At 34.4% G+C, this 25,073-nt stretch carries 17 protein-coding genes and 2 tRNA genes; all 19 read left to right on the forward strand.

Features of this window, described 5'->3' with window-relative positions:
• The 19 genes from FDY99_RS15950 (at window position 1) to FDY99_RS16035 (ending at window position 25,026) form a co-directional block, all read left to right on the forward strand.
• Window positions 1–840, forward strand: coding sequence for a M23 family metallopeptidase (locus FDY99_RS15950; protein ID WP_139422775.1), 840 nt, complete (start codon window positions 1–3; stop codon window positions 838–840).
• Window positions 833–1,537 (forward strand): hypothetical protein, encoded by a 705-nt coding sequence (locus tag FDY99_RS15955; protein ID WP_139422777.1) that lies wholly within the window; start codon window positions 833–835, stop codon window positions 1,535–1,537. The genes FDY99_RS15950 and FDY99_RS15955 overlap by 8 nt, the downstream gene beginning before the upstream one ends.
• 15 nt (window positions 1,538–1,552) lie before the next feature.
• Window positions 1,553–3,577, forward strand: a complete 2,025-nt coding sequence (locus FDY99_RS15960) for a hypothetical protein (protein WP_139422779.1) — start codon at window positions 1,553–1,555, stop codon at window positions 3,575–3,577.
• A gap of 79 nt (window positions 3,578–3,656) precedes the next feature.
• Complete coding sequence (locus FDY99_RS15965; RefSeq protein ID WP_139422781.1) at window positions 3,657–4,337, forward strand: hypothetical protein; 681 nt, start codon at window positions 3,657–3,659, stop codon at window positions 4,335–4,337.
• Window positions 4,334–9,526 (forward strand): Eco57I restriction-modification methylase domain-containing protein, encoded by a 5,193-nt coding sequence (locus FDY99_RS15970; protein ID WP_228448816.1) that lies wholly within the window; start codon window positions 4,334–4,336, stop codon window positions 9,524–9,526. Before FDY99_RS15965 ends, FDY99_RS15970 begins: the two co-directional genes overlap by 4 nt.
• A gap of 286 nt (window positions 9,527–9,812) precedes the next feature.
• Window positions 9,813–9,995 carry a hypothetical protein gene (locus FDY99_RS15975; RefSeq protein ID WP_115621433.1) on the forward strand — a complete coding sequence of 61 codons (183 nt, stop codon included), beginning with the start codon at window positions 9,813–9,815 and terminating at the stop codon, window positions 9,993–9,995.
• Window positions 9,996–10,219: 224 nt separating this feature from the next.
• On the forward strand, window positions 10,220–11,098 hold the full coding sequence (locus FDY99_RS15980) for a DUF3347 domain-containing protein (RefSeq protein ID WP_115621434.1): 879 nt from the start codon (window positions 10,220–10,222) through the stop codon (window positions 11,096–11,098).
• Window positions 11,099–11,117: 19 nt separating this feature from the next.
• The gene (locus tag FDY99_RS15985) at window positions 11,118–11,639 is read left to right on the forward strand and encodes a DUF305 domain-containing protein (protein WP_139422782.1); all 522 of its coding nucleotides are present in this window, start codon (window positions 11,118–11,120) and stop codon (window positions 11,637–11,639) included.
• Between the two features lie 38 nt (window positions 11,640–11,677).
• Complete coding sequence (locus FDY99_RS15990; RefSeq protein ID WP_115621436.1) at window positions 11,678–12,340, forward strand: DUF3347 domain-containing protein; 663 nt, start codon at window positions 11,678–11,680, stop codon at window positions 12,338–12,340.
• Window positions 12,341–12,811, forward strand: a complete 471-nt coding sequence (locus FDY99_RS15995; RefSeq protein ID WP_115621437.1) for a heme-binding domain-containing protein — start codon at window positions 12,341–12,343, stop codon at window positions 12,809–12,811.
• 90 nt (window positions 12,812–12,901) lie between these two features.
• Window positions 12,902–14,941, forward strand: coding sequence for a copper-translocating P-type ATPase (locus FDY99_RS16000; RefSeq protein ID WP_139422784.1), 2,040 nt, complete (start codon window positions 12,902–12,904; stop codon window positions 14,939–14,941).
• Between the two features lie 124 nt (window positions 14,942–15,065).
• A complete protein-coding gene (locus FDY99_RS23400) occupies window positions 15,066–15,230 on the forward strand; it encodes a heavy metal-binding domain-containing protein (protein ID WP_228448949.1) in 165 nt (54 codons plus the stop codon).
• Window positions 15,154–17,364 (forward strand): multicopper oxidase family protein, encoded by a 2,211-nt coding sequence (locus tag FDY99_RS16005; RefSeq protein ID WP_139422785.1) that lies wholly within the window; start codon window positions 15,154–15,156, stop codon window positions 17,362–17,364. Before FDY99_RS23400 ends, FDY99_RS16005 begins: the two co-directional genes overlap by 77 nt.
• Window positions 17,365–18,215: 851 nt before the next feature.
• A tRNA-Asp gene (locus FDY99_RS16010) sits at window positions 18,216–18,289 on the forward strand.
• Between the two features lie 950 nt (window positions 18,290–19,239).
• A tRNA-Gln gene (locus tag FDY99_RS16015) sits at window positions 19,240–19,310 on the forward strand.
• 539 nt (window positions 19,311–19,849) lie between these two features.
• On the forward strand, window positions 19,850–21,727 hold the full coding sequence (locus FDY99_RS16020; protein WP_139422787.1) for a hypothetical protein: 1,878 nt from the start codon (window positions 19,850–19,852) through the stop codon (window positions 21,725–21,727).
• 58 nt (window positions 21,728–21,785) lie between these two features.
• Entirely contained in the window at window positions 21,786–22,697 is a 912-nt protein-coding gene (locus FDY99_RS16025) for a hypothetical protein (RefSeq protein WP_139422788.1), read from the forward strand.
• 110 nt (window positions 22,698–22,807) lie between these two features.
• Window positions 22,808–23,680 carry a hypothetical protein gene (locus tag FDY99_RS16030; RefSeq protein WP_139422790.1) on the forward strand — a complete coding sequence of 291 codons (873 nt, stop codon included), beginning with the start codon at window positions 22,808–22,810 and terminating at the stop codon, window positions 23,678–23,680.
• 806 nt (window positions 23,681–24,486) lie between these two features.
• A complete protein-coding gene (locus FDY99_RS16035; RefSeq protein WP_139422792.1) occupies window positions 24,487–25,026 on the forward strand; it encodes a phage tail protein in 540 nt (179 codons plus the stop codon).
• Window positions 25,027–25,073: the final 47 nt, after the last annotated feature.

Genomic DNA, 25,073 nt, shown 5'->3' on the forward strand with positions numbered 1-25,073 from the left:
ATGAAAAAACTAAAATATACATTGACTTTGGTGGTGCTGTTTTACAGTAGCTTATCATCTGCGCAATTCAATACGATTATACCAACATTACCGAAAAAATCTGAAAATCCAAAAGTATCAGATAAAACTAACATTGACGAACCGGTAAACCAGAAAAAGAATAAAAAAACGTGGAAAGAGGTTTTAAACATCATCACAAAATCAGATCTGAAAAATCAAATTGATTCCCTGAAAATACTCATTAAAGAATATGGAAGTGTAAAGGATGAAGGGATAAATGACATTGAAAAACTCAAAACTTCTTTAACGCAGCTCACACAAAATCAGCTTGAAGATCATAGAGAAACATCAAAGAAGCAGGCTGCAGTTACGACCTATGATTTTGTAGATGAACCAACAGAATATTTTTCAAAAATTGTAATGCCACTTAAAAATAAATTGACAGTAACATCATCGTACGGAACCAGAACGCATCCCATTTTCGGAAGCAAAAAAATGCACAACGGGATCGACCTTAAAGCCAACTATGAAAATGTCTATTCCGTAATAGATGGAATTGTTACGGCAACCGGTTGGGATTCTAAAGGCGGTGGAAATTTCATCAAAGTAAAACATTTCAACCGTTTTGAAACAACCTATATGCACTTATCAGAGATCTATTATCGGATAGGCGAAAAAGTAAAAGCTGGTTTTATCATTGGGAAAAGTGGCAATTCCGGAAATTCCACAGGACCTCATTTACATTTTTCGGTAAAGGAATTTGGGCAAAATATCAATCCTTCTCATTTTTTAAACGACCTCATAAAAGTTAACAATTTAATAGCAACATACAATGAATAACACAACCTTACCCACAGAAGAACTAAAAAAATACGGAATAATCAATGAAGATTTATCATTCTCTACAAAGCTAAATGCGGATGATATTCAGAAATTTTTGAAGGGATATACCATCGTTGCAGACAACGACAAGAATAGGGCGACCTTTCAGCTTACGGATAATAATACCAAACTGAAGGTCATCTTTTTAGAACGAGATAAAAGTATTGATGAGATTCTCAAAAACAGTAAAGCCAATATTGAATATTCCAATATTCAAGACCTTTCAAAATCAGAAAAAGAATTGATTTATGAAAAAAAGGCTTTCATTTTCGACAAAGAAACCAATAAGGTGGTTGAGTTTGATCTCATTAAAAACACAAGAGAATTAACTGCAATTATTGCAGATAAAAGAGATGTAGCAGAAACCAACCTCTACAAAAATGAACTTATGAAACTGAAATCTTTTCTACAGGATAAAATTGACCAGTTCCCAGAAATGGCAAAAGAAATCGCTAAGGATCTGAATATCGTTTCCAAAGAGATAGGAACAGTTGATGGAATTTCTAAAAAGCAGCATCAATCACAGGAGCAGAATAAATCTGACATTCGGCTAAATGTAAATGACCCCGATGTCTATCAAGACGCCAATAGAATGAGAGAGGAAAACAAAGAACAAGAAGAGGAAGTAGAAAAGTCACGAAGATTTAGAAGGTAAATTTAAAACTAAAAAATGGAAGATAAATTATCTTGGTTTGAGAAGCTTGTAATTCCGAGAACAACGGCTTATAAAGATTTTGTTCGTGAAATGAAAACTACTCCGCCTGAACAATTTTTCAGGGATGGAGAAAGGAAGTTTTCTGATCGGGAGAAAAAGTTTATGCAGATTTATAAATCCACGGCAAATCAAATAGTTCAAGGTTCTGCCTACACTGTAAATACAATCTTCAATGCGGATACTGATACTTCCGTGAAAATTAATTTTAAAAGTTTAGCTGAAGTAGTACGCTTTATGGATAAACAGAAAATCGATGGTAGAATCTTAATCATACAAGATAACCATGCTTTTACAGAAGTGCCTATTGGTAATGAAGCGGCAAAGCAAATATATCTTTCAGATTCTTGGGCAAATGAATTGGAGTTAAGGACAGACTTAAGTTTAGGAATGACAACTTCAGAAATTGATGAACGGCAAGCCGATCATTTCCGAAAATATGAAATGGAAACAGATAGATCAACCATCGAAATAAATACCTCTATTGAAAAGACTAAAGATCAAATAGAAAGCACATTAAGCTTTGACTGGGAAGAAAATAGTCTTGGATTTGATGACCTATTTTCAGAAGAAGACTTTGAAGAAAATTTAACCCCTGCATCTGACCTTCCGGACGGCTGGACCTGGAACGATTACGATGATGGAAGTGGCTCGCTGAAGAGTCCAAGCGGTCATAGGTATTACAGCTATGATCTGCAAACGCAGGAATATAGATTACCGTATGGCAGCAAAGAATGGACAGGTATGAGAGATTTTTATGATGCTCCAAAAAGTTTGAACGAATTCAAAAGCTATGTCGAAAACGACTTAAAAGCAAAAGCGGTGCAAAATAATCTTTATCCGAAACTTTCCGAAGAGGAAAAAAATGATATTCTCAATTACAGGATCTTTATGAAAGAAAACGAATTCATACTGGAGAACTTGCAGATCACAGCGAACCAAAGAAAAGCTTATTCAGAAAAAATGGAATTCGGAACAACAGATGGAGATTATTCTCTTACAAAGGCACAAATGGACACAATCCCAAATGTTATTGATGGTCATACGTTGTCAAAAAATGACAAATACGAATTGGCTTTCGGCCTATTGGAAAAACAGCTATATGGGGAATCCTACGAATTATTGGATAACGGTGAAATTCTAAAAAATTATCTGGATGAAAATGTTTTTTCAAGACACAGAATATTAACAATGAATGATATAAAATTTAACAATCAAAACCCAAACATTATGGAAACAAAAAACGAATATGAACCATCTCAGTATCCGAAATTTCAGTTAAAATATCTTGGTTTCGGAGAAGGAGAACAACTGCACAAAGATTTGGAGAATGGGATTAATGCTCCCGAAAAAGAGTTCGAAATTAAGACCAGTTCCGACAAAACGATGCCCGGAAATGAAGTTGAATTTACATTAAAATTTAATAAAATCGAAAATGGGAGCGTTTTTATGAATTTTTACAATGCTAAACTCACGAAAGAAAATGGAGATATTTTATCCCATAATTTTTCGGTTAACAGGGTAAATACATTTACAGCTAAAGAAGCTATAAACCTTTTAGAAGGACGCACAGTTAAAATAGAATTTCACAATCCGAAAACAGAAAAAATAGAACCAGCATTTGCCAAACTGAATTTTAACGAGCCCAAAACTGAAAAAGGAAATTATAATTTCCAGAATTTTTACAAAAATTATGGTGTTGATACGGCTCAGATCGTAGAAAAATCCAAACTGATATTCGATAAGCCAGAATGGAAGGAAAGTACCATAAAATCTTTGGAAAAAGGAAATATCGTCAAGGTAAAATTTGAATTGGACGATAAAGTGGTAGAAGGCAAAGCGGTACTGAATCCGCAATACAAAAATCTGAATCTGTATGATTCCGATATGAACAGAATCAATACCAACAAGCCTTTAGAAGGTTTGGAACAAGACAACAAGCACGAAAAAAATAACGTGAAAGAACAAAGTATTAAACGATAGATAAGACGTACAACCAATCATTTATTTCCTAGCGGTAAGTCAAATTAATTAGGCTGCCGCTTTTTTAAACCCTATTTCTATGAAAAAGCTTTTAGTATTACCCATCCTGTTTTTTCTTTTTGTGATCAATTCTTGTCACAAAAAAATTAAATCGGACAAAGGCGGAATTGATGTTGTTTCGAATGTCTATTTCGATGCTTCCAAAAACCTGGACAAAATCCAGAGTTTTCATTTGTCAAGCCTTAATTATTCCGGAGACTCTATTATAGAAAGGATTCCGGATGTTGATGCTCCCGAAATAACCCAACAAATTTATTTCATTAAAGATTCATTGTGCTATACCATTGAAAATGAAAATCCCGGCAAAATTATCCTGTCAGACATCATAAAGAAACAAAAGCCCCTTACGGTTGAAAAGAAAAAAGGAGGGACATTGTTTTCTCAGGAAAAAATCCCCAATTACAGAAACAGAAAAAATCTGAGTGATACGGTTTTATTTAAGAAAAAATACAAACGATTTGAGATCAACTCACCTTGGATGTACACCCGGTTTTATATTTATCCAACGGATACGATTTTACCGTACTCTATTTACAAACATGCGGAAAAAGACTACAACGGAAGGCTTGAAAGGATTGATTCTTACAATAAAAAGACGGACATATTTGTAACACTCCAATTAATATCGAGAAAGAGTTGGGACAACCAAGCCAAAGAAATTTTTGAATTTAACCACTTCATAAAAAACAGAAAAAGGTGAAAGATGAAGATTTTTTTAATGAGATAAATGATGACATTTCTGTAGTTGAAGGAAATAAAAAGGAACTTATTGTTTTCACAAACAGTAAGGATATGCTTTCATTCTTGGAGCTTCTTCAATTGAACAAGAAAGTCAATAATAGAACACTGATAACCCTTAATTCAGGTTCAAATAGCAAAAAGTTCCTCAATAGATACCAGAATTATGATGGCAAAATGTTTCTATGTCTGAGCGGGGACAGAACAGGAAATGCAATAACTAGGAAAATTCTTACAGAATTTAATGGCAAAAATATCAAAGACGTTCGTCCGTTGTATGAAATTTCTGAAAATGGGAATCAAGACCTGACCGAATATTTAGAGAGTAAACTTAATCTTCAAGATAAAAATACTAATTTAGTTGAACCAAAAATTTCTGAAAATGAAAGCAATGCAATTGAATCCGGAAGAATATCCGATTCTCAGCAAGTGGGAAACGGAACACCTGAACACAACACTGGAGAACTTAGCCCTAAAATCCAATCCGAGCAAAACGGAAGTTACGGAAGCGGACAAGCAGTGGGCAGCAACAATGCTGGAAATGGACTTGCAGGCACAGAGCGGAGCAATTTGGGAAACCGGGACAGAGGAAGAGGATCCTATGACGACTCACAACAGAATAATGTTGGAGAGACTCAAGGACGTTCCGTGGGCGGAATCGTACCCGGGAGAACTGTATCCGATAGAAGAAGAACCGATGGAGGACTTTCCGAGGTAAGTGAGAATTCAACAAATAATGTAGAGTTAGATGCTCTTATTTCAAAATATAAAGGGCAAAAACTGAATAATGAACAAGTTGCAGAAGTGGTTTCCGCAGCTTGTTTTATTTCTGACGACCACAAAATCTTTTTAAAGGAAAATCTTAACATCACTGATGATTTAAAAGAAATCTGCAACCAATTCCAAAGTGGAGGAACCGCAAAAGAAGGACGAGGGATTTTAGATGAATATTATACGCAGGATAAAATTGTAGATTCGGTTCGTAATTTAATAAAAGACCATTTCAAAACTCAAAAAGAAATTTCGGTTTTAGAACCCAGTGTCGGAACAGGAAATTTCATTTATGCTACTCACGAATTATCTGTAAATTCTAAAATTACAGGATTTGAAATCAACGACATCACCGCAAAAATTGCAAAGATTCTGCATCCCGACGCTGACATCAATCTTCGTTCGTTTGAAACTGAATTTATTGATGACAGAGGTAATAAAAAAGACTCAAAAGATTTTTCAGAAAGATATGATTTGGTCATTGGTAATCCTCCCTATGGTGAACATCGGGGACTTTACAAAGGATTGGGAGAAGAACACAAAATTCCTAAATACGAAGATTACTTCGTTAAGCGGTCTTTGGATTCTTTAAAATCAGACGGCGTTTTAGCGATGGTACTGCCATCATCTTGGCTGAGCAGGCAAAAAAAATTGCAAAACGCCAATATTTTGGAAGGTTTTCGTTTGCCCAACGGAGCTTTTGCAGGAACACAGATCGGAACCGATATTATCATTCTAAGAAAAAATAATAAAAATATTTCAAAGGATATTTCCAATTATTTTGAAAATAATCCAACAAGAATTTTGGGAGAAACCCAAGAGAAAACTAACCGTTTTGGTCGATTAGAAAAATATATTCACGGTAATTTAGATGAAGCTTTATTTAAGATTGAACATTTTAAAAACAGGAAAGAAACCCAGCGGATCGGAAATCTGTTTGAAGATTTGTTTTTAGAGGAAGAACATACAGTTCTTGTACCCAAAGGAAATGCAATAATCGACGATTCCGCGAGGATTGAAAACCAAAATGAAAATGAAGTAAATGTAACAGAAGCTAAAGAAAAAATTGACCAGGTGCTTTCCAAACTTAATGACATCAAGTTTAAATCTCCCGCAATTACGACTGAAATTAGCAAGTATCAAAAACTGCGCGAAGATCTAATCACAAAGTCGACTTCGTTTTCTGATGAAAAATTAAAAGAATTGGTTGAAAAAAGTGATAGGATAATTTCTATTCACAATACAAAAAATCAGAATGAGTATAAAATTCAGTCAAAACCTGAACTCAAAAAAGGTGTTTTAAAATATCAATTCTCCAAACAGGATAAAATTGTCAATACTTCATTACAAAACAGTTCTGAAATTACCAAAGAACAGATTGAAGCATTCAGAGATACGTCTTATGACGGCACATTAAATAATCGTGGAAAGCATTATCAATTTGCGAACTACATTGATGGAAAGTGGGTTCACGATTTTTATTACACCGAAGGAACTATTTACGCAAAACTTGAACAGTTGGAGCGGGATTTTTCTGATAAAAATGCAGTTGGAGGAACAGAAAACCAATACGAAAAACAAAAAGCATTATTAGAAAATGTTCTACCAAAAGCGAAATCGTTAGATGAGATTTATATCAGTCCGAATCACGAGTTCGTACACAAATTTGAGTTAGGTCAAACAGAAAAAGATCAATACAATCATATTACAAAACGTACCGAATCGGTCATTGTAGATTACAATCTTGCGGAAAAATTTAAAGATTTTGTAGGCACCTTGTCAAGTGAAGCCTTTGCAGGTTCTTCAGCTTGGGAAGTGCGAAGCTTTGTAGATAACGAAACAGTTACAGGAAGCGATAAGGAGAGAAATGCGTTAGTTAGAGAAAGACGAAAAGCTGCGGCGAAAGATTTGTTTTACAAATTTGTCCGGGAGGAACTTTCGGATGATATAAGAAATCGTTTTGTAAAAGAATTCAACAGAAATTACAATAACATCTACGTTCCGGATTATTCTAAATTCCCATTATTTTCCAGAATCTATCTGCATTTCAAAGGTCAGGAATTGCGTTTGACCGAAGTCCAGAAGGCAGGGATCGGAAGACAGACCACAAAAGGAGTAGGGCTCTTAGCGCACGAAGTGGGTTTTGGCAAAACATTATCTGGAACCCTTTCTATGCACGAAGCAATGGAAAGGGGAAATGCTAAAAGACCAATCATCGTAGTTCCGAATGACAGTATTTTGAAACAATGGGTGGAAACGATTTTTGAAACGATTCCCAATGCGAAAGTCAATGTTTTAGGGAATTTGGGGAAAGATTATGATCTCTCAAAATTTGATAATAAAGACGGAGAAATTACCATCGTTACTTATGAGGGCTTCAATAATATCGGGTTTTCATCAGAAATAACCCAAGAACTTTCGTCAAAATTCAGCTACATCTCTACAAGCGAAATGAAAGGTGTTACCAATACCGAGAGAGATATTCAAATTGATTTGCAGAAAGAAAAGGAGATTGAGGGAAAAATGAAGCGTGGAAAAATATATGATTGGGAAGATTTTGGATTCGACCATTTGACTTACGACGAAGTTCACAACGCCAATCACATTGTAGGAAAAGTAAAAATTGAAGACCGAAGATTTGCTTCCGATTTTAGAAGTCAAAACCAACAGACCTCCAAATTGGGAATTAATACCTGGATGGCTGCGCAATACATTCAAGACAAAAATGACGGAAGAAATGTAACCTTGCTTTCCGCAACGCCTTTTACCAACAAGCCTTTGGAATATTATTCCATTCTTTCTTTAATAGCAAATAAAAGATTAGAAGAATCGGGATATTTCAATGTGAATACATTCTTCGAGACCTTTATGGAAGCGGATAATGATATGGAAATTGATGCAAAAGGTGATGTGAAGTTTAAAGCCAATGTACGGAGATTTAAAAACAATTCGCTGTTTCAACAATTACTTTCGGAATTCATTGATATAAAAGGAGAAGAAGACAATCCTGAATTGATTCGTCCCAACAAAATCAACAAAGAGTATAAAATTGAGCAGAATGATCTGACAAAAGAACAATATGACTTGCTCAATGAAAATTTCAGCGAAACTGAAAAGGGGGCAATTCTTACTCATATTCTCAATGCCCGACTGATTGCAATTTCGCCATATTTATCAACATATTATGATGATGAAGAGCCTTCTGTAAAAGAATTTATAGAAAATTCTCCGAAGCTGAAACAGACGATGGATTTAATTAGGCAAAACAAAAAAGACATTCCGGAATCGGGACAAATTATTTATTCTGAATTGGCGGTTGCTCAATTTTCGAAATTAAAAGAATATCTCATTACAGAAATTGGTTACAAACCCGAAGAAATCGGCATTATTACCGGAGCTAACAATAAAAATCAAAGAATTGCTATTCAAAATGATTTTAATGAAGGAAAAATTAAAGTGGTTATCGGAAGTGAGGCCATTCAGGAAGGAATGAACCTTCAGGAAAACACGACAGATATTTATATGCTAACGTTACCGTACAATTTCACGTCTTTGCGACAGGTCGAAGGACGAGCGTGGAGGCAAGGAAATAAAAACGAGAATGTGAGAATCAATTTTATGTTGACCAATGATAGTATTGATGTTTTTATGCTTCAAAAACTGCAATCGAAGCAAGCAAGATATTTGGAGGCGATGAAAAAAGGAGCCGATGTTTTGGATATTTCGGACATCAGTACACAAGAACTTAAAACGTCCATCATTACCAATCCCGAAACCAGAGCCGACATTGAAATCGAATTAATGAAAAAAAGGATTGAAAGTGAGAAAAATAAGCATCTCGCAGATAGTGCTTTTGTCTTGAGAAAATACGAAGATGTTTTGAAAGTTCAGGAGTTAGTAACCAAAGCTGAGCATTCATATAATAGAATTGAAGGCTATTCAAAAAATGGCGATGGCAATTCTGAATATTGGGCAACCCAATTACCATCATATCAAAAAACAATTGACCTTCATAAAACTCAAGTACAGGAAGTTATTGAAAATCTAGCTCAGAAAGGAATCGATGTTTCTCAAATTGAACATCAAACCAAAAGTACTGAAGATAAAATTGCAGAATTGGATAAAAAGCTGGCAGAACTTCCGGAAATGAAGGAGAATTTAGTGACGTTGTATAAAATAGAAAAGGCTCAAATGCTTAAAGCGAATGAAAAAAGGGATTACGTGAGGGAAAGAGAAGATGAGAATAGAACTCTTTTTAGTGTTTTAATAAAGGCTAATTCTACTAATGATTTTAAAACTAAAAATTCTTTCGGTGTAACAATAAACGAAATTGAAGATGCAAATTTGAAAGATCTATCAACTGTAATCAGAAAAAGGTAAATGAGATCTTATAATATTTCTAAAGTATTTTGTAAGACATAGTGTATATCAAGTTACGAGTCCAAGCAGATTATAATTAAAAAGACATAGTAAATTGTTAGATGGGCTGAAAAGGATCACCTAAATTAAATATTCCGCCTCCGCTGTTAGATTACGACTTAAATAGAATAAAATATAGCAATTTAAATAATTATTCATAATTTTGTAGTGTTGAAAATTTTTAGTAAACATATCAGCTTTATTATCTTACTATGTTTGGGCTTTTTTCTAATTCCAAGCATAAGTTATGCCTGTGCAAAAAAAACAGCTAATACAGAACAAAAAAGTTGCTCTAAAGATCAATCTTCAAAAGCAGAACATCAAATCAGTTGCAAGGACAAGTCCTGTAAAAAATGCAAAGATGGTCACGACTGCAACGGTAATTGTAAACACAGTTCTTGCAAATGTAGCACTTCTTCATCTTCATTAAGTTTACCTGTACTAATAGATATAAAAATAGAAAACCAGTTTGCAGAAATTAAAACGCAAAAATTCGGTTTCAAACAAGCCTATTATTCTTCGGGCTTCCATTCCTTTTGGCAACCGCCTAAAATAGGTTAAAAAGATGGCTTGTATGCCACAGTTATGTCTTGTCGAAAGCTAATATTAGTTTTCGTAAAACTCTATATCCCTTAATAATTTAAAAAATTCAAAATGAAGTCAATATCAAAAATATTGATGGTAATCACCGTATTACTATCAGCCGTAAACAGTTTTGCCCAAATTAAAAATGCAAAAACAGAAACAGTGAAAATATATGGCAACTGTGAAATGTGTAAAACCACAATCGAGAAAGCAGGAAATGTAAAAAATGTAGCCACAGTAAATTGGAATAAAGATACCAAGATGGCTACAATCGACTACGATAGTAAAAAAACAAATCAGGATGAGATTCTCAAACGTATTGCTTTAGCAGGGTACGACAATGAGAAATTTTTAGCACCTGATGATGTTTATGCAAAGTTATCAGGTTGTTGCCAGTATGACAGGGAACTAAAGCCAATTGCCACATCTAAAGATGCAGGTATGGATATGAAAGCTGATCACGCTAACCACAACACCAAAGAAATGCCAGCCACAGATATGGCAACTACCCAAAATGAACCACAACTGAAAGCTATTTTCGATAACTATTTTTCAGTGAAAGATGCCTTGGTAAAAACTGATGCAGGCACTTCTTCTGCAAAAGCTGCTGAATTAATAAAGGCAATAAAAGCTATAGAAATGACAAAACTTTCCAATGAAGAACATACCGTCTGGATGAAAGTAATGAAAGATTTAACTACTAATGCAGAAAAAATTGCTGCAGCAAAAGATGTTACCAAACAAAGAGAATTTTTCGCTTTACTGGCTATTAATATGTACGAATTAGCCAAGGTTTCAAAACAAGAAACACCTGTTTATTATCAACATTGCCCAATGTACGATAATGGTAAAGGAGCAAATTGGCTAAGCAAAGAAGAAGCTATTAAAAATCCATATTACGGTTCTCAAATGCTCACTTGTGGCAGTGTACAGGAAACTGTTAAATAACAAATAAAAAACAATTGTTATGGACAGTATGAAAAATCAACACGGTATGCAACATACCCAAAAGAGCGAAAAAAATAATTCTGCCCACTCTTTAGCAATGTACAAACGTTTTGCTTTAATGGCTGTTGCAATGTTTATAGCTATGTATTTTATTATGTATGCTATGATTGATGGCTTACAGAACCTTATCCCGAACATCAACAATTTATATATGACGCTGCTGATGGTTTCAGCAATGCTGATTATTGAATTATGGATGATGAAAGGAATGTATCAAAACAAAAAGATCAATTGGGCAGTCATTGTGGTTTCTCTTGCGATTGGTATCTTTTCATGGTTTGGCATTAGAGAGCAATTAAATGTGGGCGATAAGGAATTTGTAAAAGGAATGATACCGCATCACGCAGCCGCAGTATTAATGTCTGAAAAAGCTAAGCTTACCGACCCCGAATTAATTGAGCTCCAAAAGAACATATTGGAAACCCAAGCAAAAGAAATCGAATTCATGAAGCGAAAGCTGAAAGAATTTGAAAACAAGTAAACAACAAAATTTCTTTAATAACATTAAATAGCATTAAAATGAAAAATATAATTTTCTCAATCATTACATTAGTAACAGTTGCAGCGGCAACAATTTCCTGCAAGCAATCTTCCAATAAAAATGGCGACCAGCAGGCTGATGATAGCACAGCCATAACTAGAACCCAAGATTTGTCAACAGCAACACAAAATGATACAACGCCTGCCGTTACTCCAAGAGATACACTATCTCAAAAGGTGGAAAAGTCTGCTTCAAAAGAGCAGACACAAATCTTCTCTATTGAACCAATTGTAAAAGATTATCTGGTTTTAAAAAATGCACTCGTTGCAGATAATGACAAAGTAGCTGCTAACGCAGGGAAGCAATTATTTACAACTATAAACAATGTAGATATGAAATCAATAGCCGCAAACAAGCATAAAGAGTTTATGGACATTGCGGAGAGTGCAAAAGAAAATGCTGAGCATATTGGTGACAACGCGGGAAAGATAGACCACCAAAGAGAGCATTTAGCAATGTTGAGTAAAGATGTTTCAGACCTTATCGTATTGTTTGGCACCACTCAAAAAGTTTATCAGGACTTCTGCCCAATGTATAATGATGGTAAAGGTGCTGTTTGGATTAGCGAAGCTAAGACAATAAAAAATCCTTATTACGGTAGCAAGATGCTTACTTGTGGCTCTGTAAAGAAAGCGTTCTAAATGAAGAGAGTATTAAAGATAATGTTAGCAATAGTGCTGTTTATTTTTATTGCAATACAATTTTATCAACCTGCCCTTAATGTAGATAAAGGGCAGGTTTACACAACCGATTTTTCGAAAGTTTATACAGTTCCGCCAAATGTGCAAAACATCTTAAAAAATGCCTGTTACGATTGTCATAGCAACAATACCAATAATGTTTGGTATTCCAACATTCAACCAATTGCGTGGCTGATGAAGAAGCATATTGATAATGGCAAAGAAAAATTAAACTTTAGTGAGTTTGGCAGTATTAGTAGTCGAAGGCAAATAAGTAAATTGAAAGGAATAGCAAACCAAATTAAAGACGAACAAATGCCTTTAGCTTCTTATAAAATAATGCACAGAAATGCACAGCTTTCAATGGAGCAAAAAAAATTGATCGTGGATTGGATGAACAAAACAGCAGACAGCCTTTCAACAGAAAATTAAATACAATGCGAAAAATTAAACAAATATTAATCAGCATTTTTAAAGCAATCTTTATTCATAAAAAGGATTGTTGCAAATGAAATTATTTATATGGAACATCAACATACAGAAAATAAAGAAACCCATGCAGGGCATAAAATGAGCAATATGCAGCATGGAGCAAACCCAGCAATGGGCATGGCAGGACATAACCACCATGCCATGATGATTGCCGATTTTAAAAAGCGGTTTTATGTAGTGCTTGTCCTAACCATTCCAATCATGATGCTGTCAACCATGATACAACATTTTATGAAAGTTGATTGGCAGTTTGCAGGTTCGCAATACATACTCTTTGCATTGTCAACCGTTGTGTTTTTTTATGGAGGCTTTCCATTTTTAAAAGGATTGGTTGACGAAGTAAAAGCAAAGAACCCCGGCATGATGTTTTTAATCGGCTTCGCCATAACAGTTGCTTACATCTACAGCGTTGCAATTGTGTTTGGGTTACAGGGCATGGATTTCTTTTGGGAATTGGCAACCCTTATACTAATCATGCTTTTGGGGCATTGGATAGAAATGAAATCTGTTGCAGGTGCATCAAAAGAATTAGAATTATTGGTGCAGTTAATGCCAGCCGATGCACACATGGTAATGCCTAACATGGTGCATGATGTAAAAACCGATACACTAAAAGAGAACGACATTATTTTAGTAAAACCAGGCGAAAAAGTGGCAGCCGATGGAATAATATTAGAAGGCGAAAGCTATCTGAACGAAAGTATGCTTACAGGTGAAAGCAAACCAGTACAAAAAGTAAAAGGCGATAAAGTAATTGCAGGTGCAATCAATGGCAACGGTTCTATAAAAGTTACCGTTTCCCATGCCACAAAAGACTCTTACTTATCACAGGTTATTAAATTGGTGGACGATGCACAAAAATCAAAATCACAAACGCAACTATTAGCAGACAAAGCAGCAAGATGGCTTACCATTATAGCATTGGTTACGGGCATTGCCACATTTTTATATTGGTATCTTACAGGGCAATCATTGGCTTTTGCAATGGAAAGGATGGTAACCGTAATTGTTATTTGCTGCCCTCATGCTTTGGGTTTGGCAGTACCATTGGTTGTTGCAAAATCAACAGCATTATCAGCTAAGAATGGTTTACTTATTAAAAATCGTACAGCGTTTGAAAATTCAAGAAAAATAACCACTATCGTTTTTGACAAGACAGGAACATTAACTGTAGGAAGATTTGAAGTGTCAAAAATTGTATCGCTGCAAAAAGAGTTCAATGAAAATGAAATCATTCGCCTTGCGTCTGCATTAGAACAAAAATCAGAACATCCTATTGCAACAGGCATTTTGCAAAAAGCAAAAGAACTATCGATCACCATTCCTGAAACGGAAAACTTTAATGCCATAACAGGCAAAGGAGTTGAAGCAACGGTTGAAGGCGAAAAAATATTGATAGTCAGTCCGGGATATTTAAAAGAAAATAATTTAGCAATTCCCGAAGGCTTTAATGCCAACGATACAGAAACGGTTGTGTTCGTAATCGTAAATAATGAGTTATCAGGTTATATTGCTTTGTCAGATGAAATTCGTCCTGAAGCTGCCGAAGCAATAAAGACCTTGAAAGAAAATAATATCAAATCTATTTTACTTACCGGTGATAATAACAAAGTAGCAAAAAGTGTAAGCGATATTTTGGGTATGGATAGTTTTATTGCCGAAGTATTACCACATCAAAAATTAGAAAAGATAAAAGACCTGCAAAGCAATGGCGAATTCGTAGCTATGACAGGTGATGGCGTAAACGATTCACCAGCACTGGCAATTGCAGATGTTGGTATAGCAGTTGGCAGCGGTAGTGATATTGCAGCCGAAACCGCAGGTATTGTTTTAGTGAACAGTAACCCTAAGGATGTTGTAAATCTTATTTTATTTGGCAAAGCCACCTATCGTAAAATGATACAGAATTTAATTTGGGCTACGGGTTACAATGTAATCGCATTGCCTTTGGCAGCAGGTGTTTTGTACAAGCAAGGCATATTGTTAAGCCCAGCCGCAGGTGCGGTTTTAATGACGGTTAGCACAGTCGTAGTTGCAATCAATGCAAGTTTTTTAAAAGTAAAAAAATAAAATGAAAAAGATAACATTAATAATATTCATCGTTGCAACGTACACCTTTGCACAATCACAGGATATGAAAGGTATGGATATGAGTAAAAAAGAACAGGTTCAACAGGCAACTTATACTTGCTCGATGCATCCCGAAATCCACGCCACAAAACCAGGCAACTGCCCAAAGTGTGGTATGAAATCCAAAAGAAAAGCCTCAACCCGTAAAAAGAATTGTAAACACAAAATCTCCAAAAACAGTTCGATACGAATTATATGTAACAGATACACTAGTAAACTACGCAGGTAAAGAAAAGAGAGCTATTGCCGTAAATGGTCAAATACCTATGCCTGCACTCACTTTTACAGAAGGCGATACAGCCGAAATTGTCGTACATAATCAATTAAAAGAAAGTACATCACTGCATTGGCATGGTGTTTTTTTACCCAATAAAGAGGATGGTGTGCCTTGGCTTACACAAAAACCAATTAAGGCGGGCGATACTTATACCTATCGTTTTCCGATTATCCAACATGGCACGCACTGGTATCACTCACATTCTGGTTTGCAGGAGCAGATTGGTATGTATGGTAGTTTTGTAATGAAAAAGCGTGAGGATGATAAAACTTTTAGAGAAGGAATAGATGATTTGCCTACTGTACCCATCATTTTAAGCGAGTGGACAAACCTCAATCCCAATAACATTAATCGGATGTTACATAACGCCAATGATTGGGCGGCTATCAAAAAAAATGCTACACAATCTTACGCAGAAGCTATCAGAGAAGGTCATTTCAAAACAAAAGTAACTAACGAATGGAAACGTATGTTGGCAATGGATGTTAGCGATGTGTATTACGATAAAATATTAATCAACGGAAATAATGCTACCGACTTAAAAACAGTTGATGGCAAAACACTGAAAGCAGGCGATAAAGTGCGGTTGCGAATATCAAATGGGGGGGCATCTTCTTACTTTTGGTTGCGGTACGCCGGAGGTAAAATTACTGTAGTAGCCAATGATGGTAATGATGTAGAACCAGTAGAGGTCGATAGATTAATTATTGCAGTGTCCGAAACGTACGATATTGTTGTCACAATTCCTGAAGATGGTGTTGCTTATGAATTTTTAGCCACAACCGAAGACCGAACACAATCGGCTAGCTATTTTGTAGGCAATGGTATCAAGCAGTTAATATCGCCGCTCCCAAGATTGAAATATTTTGAGGGAATGAAAATGATGAACGATATGATGAAAATGAATGGGGATTTGGACGATATGGGAATGAAAATGAGCCTGAACCAAATGGATATGAATGTGGTAATGTATCCTGAGATTACTGGAGATGCTAAACCAAAAGAAGACCATAGTCAGCACAATATGAATATGGATAATGATCCCAATCGTTACAATGCAAATGCTTTGGGAGAAATCAAAACGCTAAATTATGCAATGTTACAATCTCCTTCCAATACGGAACTTCCTAAAGATGCTCCAGTAAAAGAATTGAAATTTACCCTTACAGGAAATATGAACCGTTATGTGTGGAGTATGGATAATAAAATACTTTCAGAAGTTGATAAAATACCTGTAAAAAAAGGAGAAATTCTACGAATTACCATTCATAATAACTCAATGATGCGACACCCGATGCACTTGCACGGCTTTGATTTTAGAGTTATTAATGGCAAAGGTGAAAAATCTCCCCTTAAAAATGTTTTAGATATAATGCCAATGGAAACTGACACTATTGAGTTTTTAGCAAACGAAGAAGGAGATTGGTTTTTCCACTGTCACATCCTTTATCATATGATGTCAGGAATGAACAGGGTATTTGCGGTTGACGATTATCAAAATCCAAATTTGCCTGACAAGAAACAAGCATATAATATGTTGCAAAGAGAAAGCAATATGCCTCATTTTATGGCACAAAATGATTTTGCGAGCAATGGGAATGATGGTGATGCAATGCTTCAGAACTCAAGATGGAGCTTAGGTACAGAATGGCGTTTAGGTTATAATGATATGCACGGCTATGAGATAGAAACTCATTTAGGAAGATATATTGGTAAAATGCAATGGTTTATGCCATTCATCGGTTTCGACTGGCGCTACCGTAAAATGGGTATGGATGAACACGAAACCAATTTATTTGGACAGAAAAATGAAAAAGATACACGTAGAGCCATTAGTTTAGGTTTTATGTACACTTTGCCAATGTTAGTGAACTTTCAGGCAGAAGTCTATCACGATGGAATTGTACGTCTTTCTTTAATGCGTGAAGATATTCCGATTACAAAAAGATTGAGAGCAGCTTTTATGGTCAACACCGATATGGAATATATGACAGAACTAAAATATATTATCAATAAAAATGTTGGCATTCGTACACATTATGATAGTGATATGGGATGGGGCGTAGGCTTATCTCTTAATTACTAAAATAAATTCAACAACCTGCTCGTGGTGTTGAAATAGTTATTAAGATTGATCTTGAATCTTTATAATATAATACAGATATGTACGCATATCTGTATTATTTTTATAAGCAATATTTTATGCAGGGACGCAACCTCTTTTCCTTTATGGAGCAAAATATAAAAGGAGATAACGTATGCTTGTATAATTAATATCTGGATCGGTTGTCTTTTTTCTATAATAATTTTATAATGAATTAATGGTATTGTAAAATTCAAAATTTCTTCAAAATTGAACCCCTAAAGTAGCAAAATGAAAATCTTTATTATTGAAGACGAGACAGAATTAGCAAAAAAGTATTGCAGAATATCTTTTGGAGAAATTAATCTGTGAATTTGCACTCACTTTCAGTGAAGAAATAGAGACGATAGAAACGTTCCATTATGATTGCGTACTCTTGGATATTATGCTCCACTGACCGCAATGGACTTGCTATTTTAGAAAATTGTAAAGGCAGAATAAACAAGATGGTGGTCATCATTATTTCAGCGAACAATGTTTTGAATGCTAGAAAATAAAGGATTATTTCTACCTCGTCTAATGTGCAGCAGATGGGGAACTAATTAAAATAGTTGATTATCTGGTGATTGCATAACATATACGAAAAAAATGTACCCATTATTTGGAAATTATTAAAAATGACCTATATTTGCACCAGTAAAAACGACGCTCTCTACATTGTTTTATAAAAGTGACCTATTCGGTGACCTATTAAACAAGAGAACAATATAAAGCTTATGGATAGGGCTTTTTTGAAAAAATAACAAGTCCCGTCCGGATCGCAAAAGTTTTACAATTTTAACTTTAAAAAAATTGATCCGGTAGTTCAGCTGGTTAGAATGCCGCCCTGTCACGGCGGAGGTCGCGGGTTCGAGTCCCGTCCGGATCGCAAGCAGAAATGTAAATTATTACAAAACCTTTTAAATCTTATGATTTGAAGGGTTTTTTTTTGTTGTGTTTCAAATTTTGGGGTATAATCACAAATATAAAGGGGACAATTCGGAGTCTTTTAAAAATTATAAAAAAACAAGAGACCCCGAATTTTAAAATTTATGAATCTGAATTTTCATTGAATTTAAATTCTAAAAATGTCCTCGTAAAAAAGAGGAGTTTCTATAAAAAATAGACCCCTTGTTTGAGGAAATAAGAGACTCCTTTTTTCTGCAATCAGCGATCAGTAACGCGATACAAATCTTGAACATCTTGTAGACAAAATAAATCAAATTTAATTTTAACTACAAGTCTGCACTATTAATACCAAACTTTTCATTCTCTTTTACATTAAAAGAGCCAAATTAACATCACGGGGTAAATGTCTAAATTATTTACGTATTATTATCTATAGCAGACGTACAGAATTCAGCATCAAAAGATTTGTTAAAACTAATAAACTGTAGATTCTATAATAGCTGGAGGCTTAATTACACAGAATTCTCATATAGGAATACAGATTACAAATCTATGTAAATATCGGATATGGTAATCTTAATTCTTGAAGCATAAATAAGTGATGGTATTGCCTAAAGTAGCCAGCTGCATCTTAATATAATAATTTGGCAATAGAAATAATGGTTTATTATACAACGCAGAAACAACTTGCCATTTTTAATAATAAGATGGGGGTGAAAGCTTAATATGGATATTATTTTTAAACATATCTTAGAATAAAAAAGTACAATTAGAATGTACTAAACTATGACATTAATTCATTTTTTTGTTAAAAAATAGTACAGAAATCTCAATCCCCTTATATCTTATGACAAAAGAAATAATCAAAAAAAATAAAAATGATTTGCAAATAAAGAAAAAAGCTTTAAATTTGCATCACCAAAATAAAACAGACCCATGGTGTAACGGTAGCACTCTGGTTTTTGGTACCATCAGTTGGGGTTCGAATCCCTGTGGGTCTACATAATAGGGTAAATGATTAATAGTATCATTTACCCTATTTTTTTGATAACATATTGTTAATCTGAAAAATACTATGTACGATAACATTATTCCTAATGCTTCGATGGCTCTTTCCTCCAAATTCTAATTTTTCTTGGAAATATAACCGATAGTTATAAATGGGAAATAATGAAAAAAAGTGATAATCAACTTCAAGATTCAGAATCTTATTAAATAAAAACAAAACATATTTCATTGAATTGCAATACTTTACGTTGATATTGCTTAAGAGAATCGCTCAGAAGAATAAAAAGAGCCGTTATATTGTTACCAATTAAGGTGCTCAAACTTCATTTTTAGTGGTCAATTTGGCGAGAATATCTAGATTATGTGTTGTTCTTATTTTGCTTTAATGAGTTTTCGATAAAATAATTTTTCAAATAAAAATAATACGTCAAGTTTTGTCACTGTGATGCAATATTTTTGGATTAATCACTTAAGAGATTAAGATTACCAAAAGCGCTTAAAAATTATTATTTAACCTTTAAAAAATTATTTTATGGATAAAACATCATGTAACCCAAAATCTCCTTTTGTAAAACTTGAAGATAATGGAGAGGCTTCAATACTCAATTATAATCTGCCCCAGCAAACCACTTACAATTCCGTAAGTTACGTTGGACTTAACATCCGCAAGGAACTATTTAAAAAAGAGCAGTCCACTCAGACACAATCTACATACTGGACAGCGATTGATGAAATAAAACAGCTTAATACACAGGGTATCAAGGAAGCCATCAAAACAGAGAATAACCTTATTCAGAACTTTGCTGTCCTCGATAAAAATATTAAACTTCAAGCAACGGAATTATCCTCAATTACCAAAACAACATTACTGAACAAACTACAGCAGGCAAAAGCAATTTCCCCGGAACTTATACAACTGCAGGCAGTAAGAAATGACGGGACAAAAATTGCTGAAGTAAAAAGTACACTTCCCGCTGTTAATATTAAAGATGTAGTTAAAGCAGAATTTATTGATGATGATCTCATTGCGCAAAAGCTATCCAAGGGATTAATGCCAGTAGCTGTTGAACGTTTTTCAAAAAAACCGGAAGTGTTATATATACCGAGACCGAAGGAAGCCAAGCCTACATTGAGTATGGTATTGCACCTGAAAATGGCTTCTTATCTAGGAGATTACGGAGCCGGGCAAACAGTTAAAACTTTTTCTTTGCTGCCGGGAGAAAAGACAACAATCACTGTTCGTTCCTATCAGCATGACGAGACTAAGAAAGAACAGGCACAAAACGTCCTTGACAGCTACAGTGAATCGAGTGCTGATGACCTGCAAAATACGGTAGAAAAAGAAACTCAGTTTACAACAGGATCATCTAAAGAGGAAACTACTTCAAAAACTGGAGGATGGAACGCTGGAGGAAGTATTGGTCTTAACCTTGGTTTTTTATCTATTGGCGGCGGCGGTGGTGGCCAAGGGAGCAATACCGAAGGATCAACCTTTAATTCGAGTGTGCAAAAACAGGTGAGCAATCTGGTAGGCTCTGTAAGCCATCATGTTTCTAAAGCAGACAGCATGCGTCAGGTTGAAGTTAATTCTGAAAGTAGTAGTCTTCGTATTAACGAAAACGAAGAAACTATTGTTCGTGAATTGGAGAATATAAATAAAAGCCGTGTGCTGAATTTTGTTTTCCGTCAGTTATTGCAGGAATACTTTAGTATTACTTATCTACACGATGTTTCATTTGTTTATTACAATGGTTTTCCGGAAAGCAAACGAACCGTAAAACTTGCTCAGCTTCCTGAGTTGCTTAGAGAAATATTGGTGGATGAGAATGCTGTAAATGAAATTAAAAATCAGGTATATAGTTATTTGTGTAGTATCTATGATTTTCAGGGTACCGCATCAAGCTTTATTGAAAAAGTAGAGGAAAAACTTGGAAATTGTATTAATCCTGAAATTGTACCTCCAACAACTTACTATGTACGTAAACGTAAAGGACTTAAACAAACCTATAATGAAAAAACAGTTGATGGAATCATTCTGGATGTAACTCACAGGGTTATGCGTACCCCATCTCTAGTGGTAGATGCATTATTAGGGCAAGGTGAGGCATTAGATTGTTACAATCAAAATTTACAAGGCTCAGCTGTAGAGGCAGCATCATTAAATAATATCAATCTTCAATTACAAAATGAAGGAATAGAAACTTCATTAATTCAATCCAAAGCTCGTCTTGATATAGAAACTCAGCAATGGGAACAGGAAAAAGAACGTATCAGCCAGGCTATGAAAATCCTTGGAGAAATCCCAGATTCTTTAGAAAAAGCCAAACTCTATAAAAAAATCTTCTCAGAATGTTGTGATGTATCACAAAGTGGAGGATGCGGCTGTACTAATGCTTCAGAAAAAGTATAAATAACCATTAATCCGTTATGGTATTTTACTATAACGGATTTTTCAAAATCTCATTACTATGGCAAAGAATTTTAAAAACCCTTGGGAAAGCAATACTTGGGGACAAGGGAGTGAAGAATTTACCCGATGGTTACCTGAAGATGCCGCTTATTTTACGGGAGTTAATCCCAATACGGGTGAAAGTGTTAAAGACAGAGATAGCAAGAATTCAAAACTCGATAAAACATTAAATAGAGGAGGTATTCATAGGCCTATTAAAGCTATCACTATATATGATCAAGAAGGAAGTATATCTAAATACAGAAATGCAAGAGAGCAAGAATTAGCAATAATATTTAATGAATTACAGAAGGTTACAGGAATCAAATTAAAAATAGATGAAGATGACGAGTATTTATCAATAGATTATGTTGATACGGCAATTGGCTCCACGAAAGCACGAGAAAAACTCAATAGCTGGTTAATAGGTTCCAAAAATCTTGGAATAGTTTTAAAAGATAGAGACAGTAATGAGTTTGTTAATGCGGATCATGTTAGCAGTAAACCACATCATGGGTTTATAAAAAGTAATTATAAAGATGGGTTTGCTTTAATTAATTTGGAAGCTAGAAAAGGGTTAAAATTTGTAAATATGAGTCCTGATGCTTTCAACCTGGGCTTTGGTATTATGCATGAACTTTTGCACAGTGAATATAAGAAAGATTATTACACTAAACTCGCGGATCAAAGAACTCTTCCGGGTCCAACCGAAGATGAAGTGAATACTTGGCGCAGGGAAATGAATCTTCCTGAACGGCAGACTTATGGATGGCAATATGACGATACCTCAAATCCAGATTATATTATTATGTATATAGAATTTAAAGATGTATCGGGCAACAAAGGAAGAGTAGTAAAGGATGAAATATTAAAATCCCGTGCAAAGGTTGTTACAGAACCTTCAGGATATAGATATATAAAATACTTTTAGTTCTATTGATTCCAATAAATGAATGTCAATAAAGGTGTGACGTTTAAAAAAATAGAACGTAAACTATTAAGACAGAAAACAAAATATGAAAGTAATTAAAAATAAGACCAATGGCAAATAATTTTAAAAACCCCTGGGAAAGCAATATGTGGGGGCAAGGCAGTGAAGAATATACCCAATGGCTACCTGAAGATGCCGCTTATTTTACGTGGATAAACCCTAATACAGGTGAAAGCGTACACAGCAATGACGGAAATGAAAATGAAACTGGGAAGATTGTAAAATCTAGTAAAATATTGCGCACTGATGCCAAATCGAAAGCACGTTCAGCTGCAGTTGATTTAGTGATAAGTACCCCCACAGCTCAAAAAATATTAGCTCCTTTTATTAATGGTGGCCAATATTCTAAGAATATGATTATAGAATTCTCTTATGAAGACGAAACACGTGTTATCGAGAAAAGAAAAGGAGCCACAGATTATTATATTCAAGTCGATGGCAGGTGGGAACCCTTCGACTATAGATATTATAATAAAGTTACAGCAGATACGATCTTTAAAATCGTTATGTGGGTTAATCATGAACATACAAGCTTAAGTGGATGTGCTTCCGTTTATGCACATGAACTAACCATACATGCAGCTTTGTTTTTACGAAAAACATTTCCCGTATTATTTAATAAAGATGCTAAGGAATTTATTAAGGAGTATGCACGTTCTATTACGGTACCTTACCAATTTAATGATGTCAATATCATTGGTTATCAGATAGAGGAAGGATCTCATATGGTTTATGCCTTGGGCTTAAATCAATACTTTACTAATATAAACAATGAAATCAGAAAACAATTAGAAGGGAAAGAACTTGCGAAATTTAATAGTCTTGTCCAAGCTGATATCGATAGAGCAATTAAATATACAGCAGATATAGCGCTTAATCCCGATACAAAGATGTTTGCAAGACCAACTTCATTTATTTTCTAATCATTATATTGAAAGCATCTGAATTTGAAAAATGAATAAACTTATAATGTTTATCTAAATTAGACCAAAATTTAATTATCCTTTTGGTCTAATTTTATTTAAGAACTAATCAATTATTACAGTGTAAAAAGCTTTAAAATATTTGTTTTAAAGCTTTTTTTTGTTTGGTCTTCATTCTAATCCCATCAATAACATAGTAAAGCTCATACCCGCCAAAGTAAATCAAAATATGAAGTCATCATATATCCTTGCCCTGTTAAGGAAAGGTTATCAAAGATTCACTTTATTAGAATGTGGTTTTATTCCTTAGATCCAATTTATAATCTTAACAAAAGAAATATATTAAAATCAGTATAAATACTTAGATATATATGTTTTACAATTTTTAATTTTGATAATAGTTATTTAACATAATAATATAAAAGATGAAAGTCATTTAAGATTCAAACATTTAAGATTATTATTTTGTTGTAATGAAAATAAAACAGATTAATTATTAATCAATATTTAATAATTAAAAAAAACTAAAACTAACCGAAAACCTAAATTAGCATGAAACAAATCTTACAAAAAATTCCCCTTTCGATTCGTTGATTATTAATTTCTAAAATTTAGAAGCAACGTAGCCATACGCTTTAATTTATTCATATAAATTATATGATAAATTGATGTTTTGTACCATATATCCCCGATGAATTTTCGATCGGGTGTTATACCTCTATGAGTTTAATTTATAATCTCAAGAATCTAATCTATTTACTAAAAGATAAAATTTTATCTGTTTCACTTTAAAAAAACAAATAACTATGGAAGGAACAATAGGAGAAATCCGCCTTTTTGCCGCAAACTTTGCACCTAGAGATTGGTCGTATTGTAATGGTGCATTAATCGCAATCAGAGCAAACACCGCTTTATTCTCTATTTTGGGAACCACTTATGGAGGAGACGGAAAAGTCACTTTCGGTTTGCCTAATCTTTCAGGAAGATCTGCCGTAGGAGCAGGACAGGGACCTGGATTATCTTACTACGACTTAGGTGAGATGACCGGTACAAATAAAACAACACTTACTGTTTTGAATCTTCCACCACATACTCATACCGCGGGAGGAAATATTGTTATTCCTGCATTTTCAGATGATGGAGACTCTGCAACTCCGGCAAATAATATTTTGGCTTCAAAGAGTGCTATGTATACATCTGAGGCAGGTGATTCTAATACTAAATCTATTCCTCTGAACATTCAGGTGAGTGTTACAGGCGGAAGCAATCCAATTAATATTACTCAGCCTTCACTAGGAATGAATTATATTATTTGCATGTACGGAGTTTTCCCATCTAGAAGCTAATAAGGAGTCATTTCTTAATTTTTAAAATTTATAATAATTAAAACTAA

The sequence above is a fragment of the Chryseobacterium mulctrae genome, assembly GCF_006175945.1.
Lineage (GTDB): Bacteria > Bacteroidota > Bacteroidia > Flavobacteriales > Weeksellaceae > Chryseobacterium > Chryseobacterium mulctrae.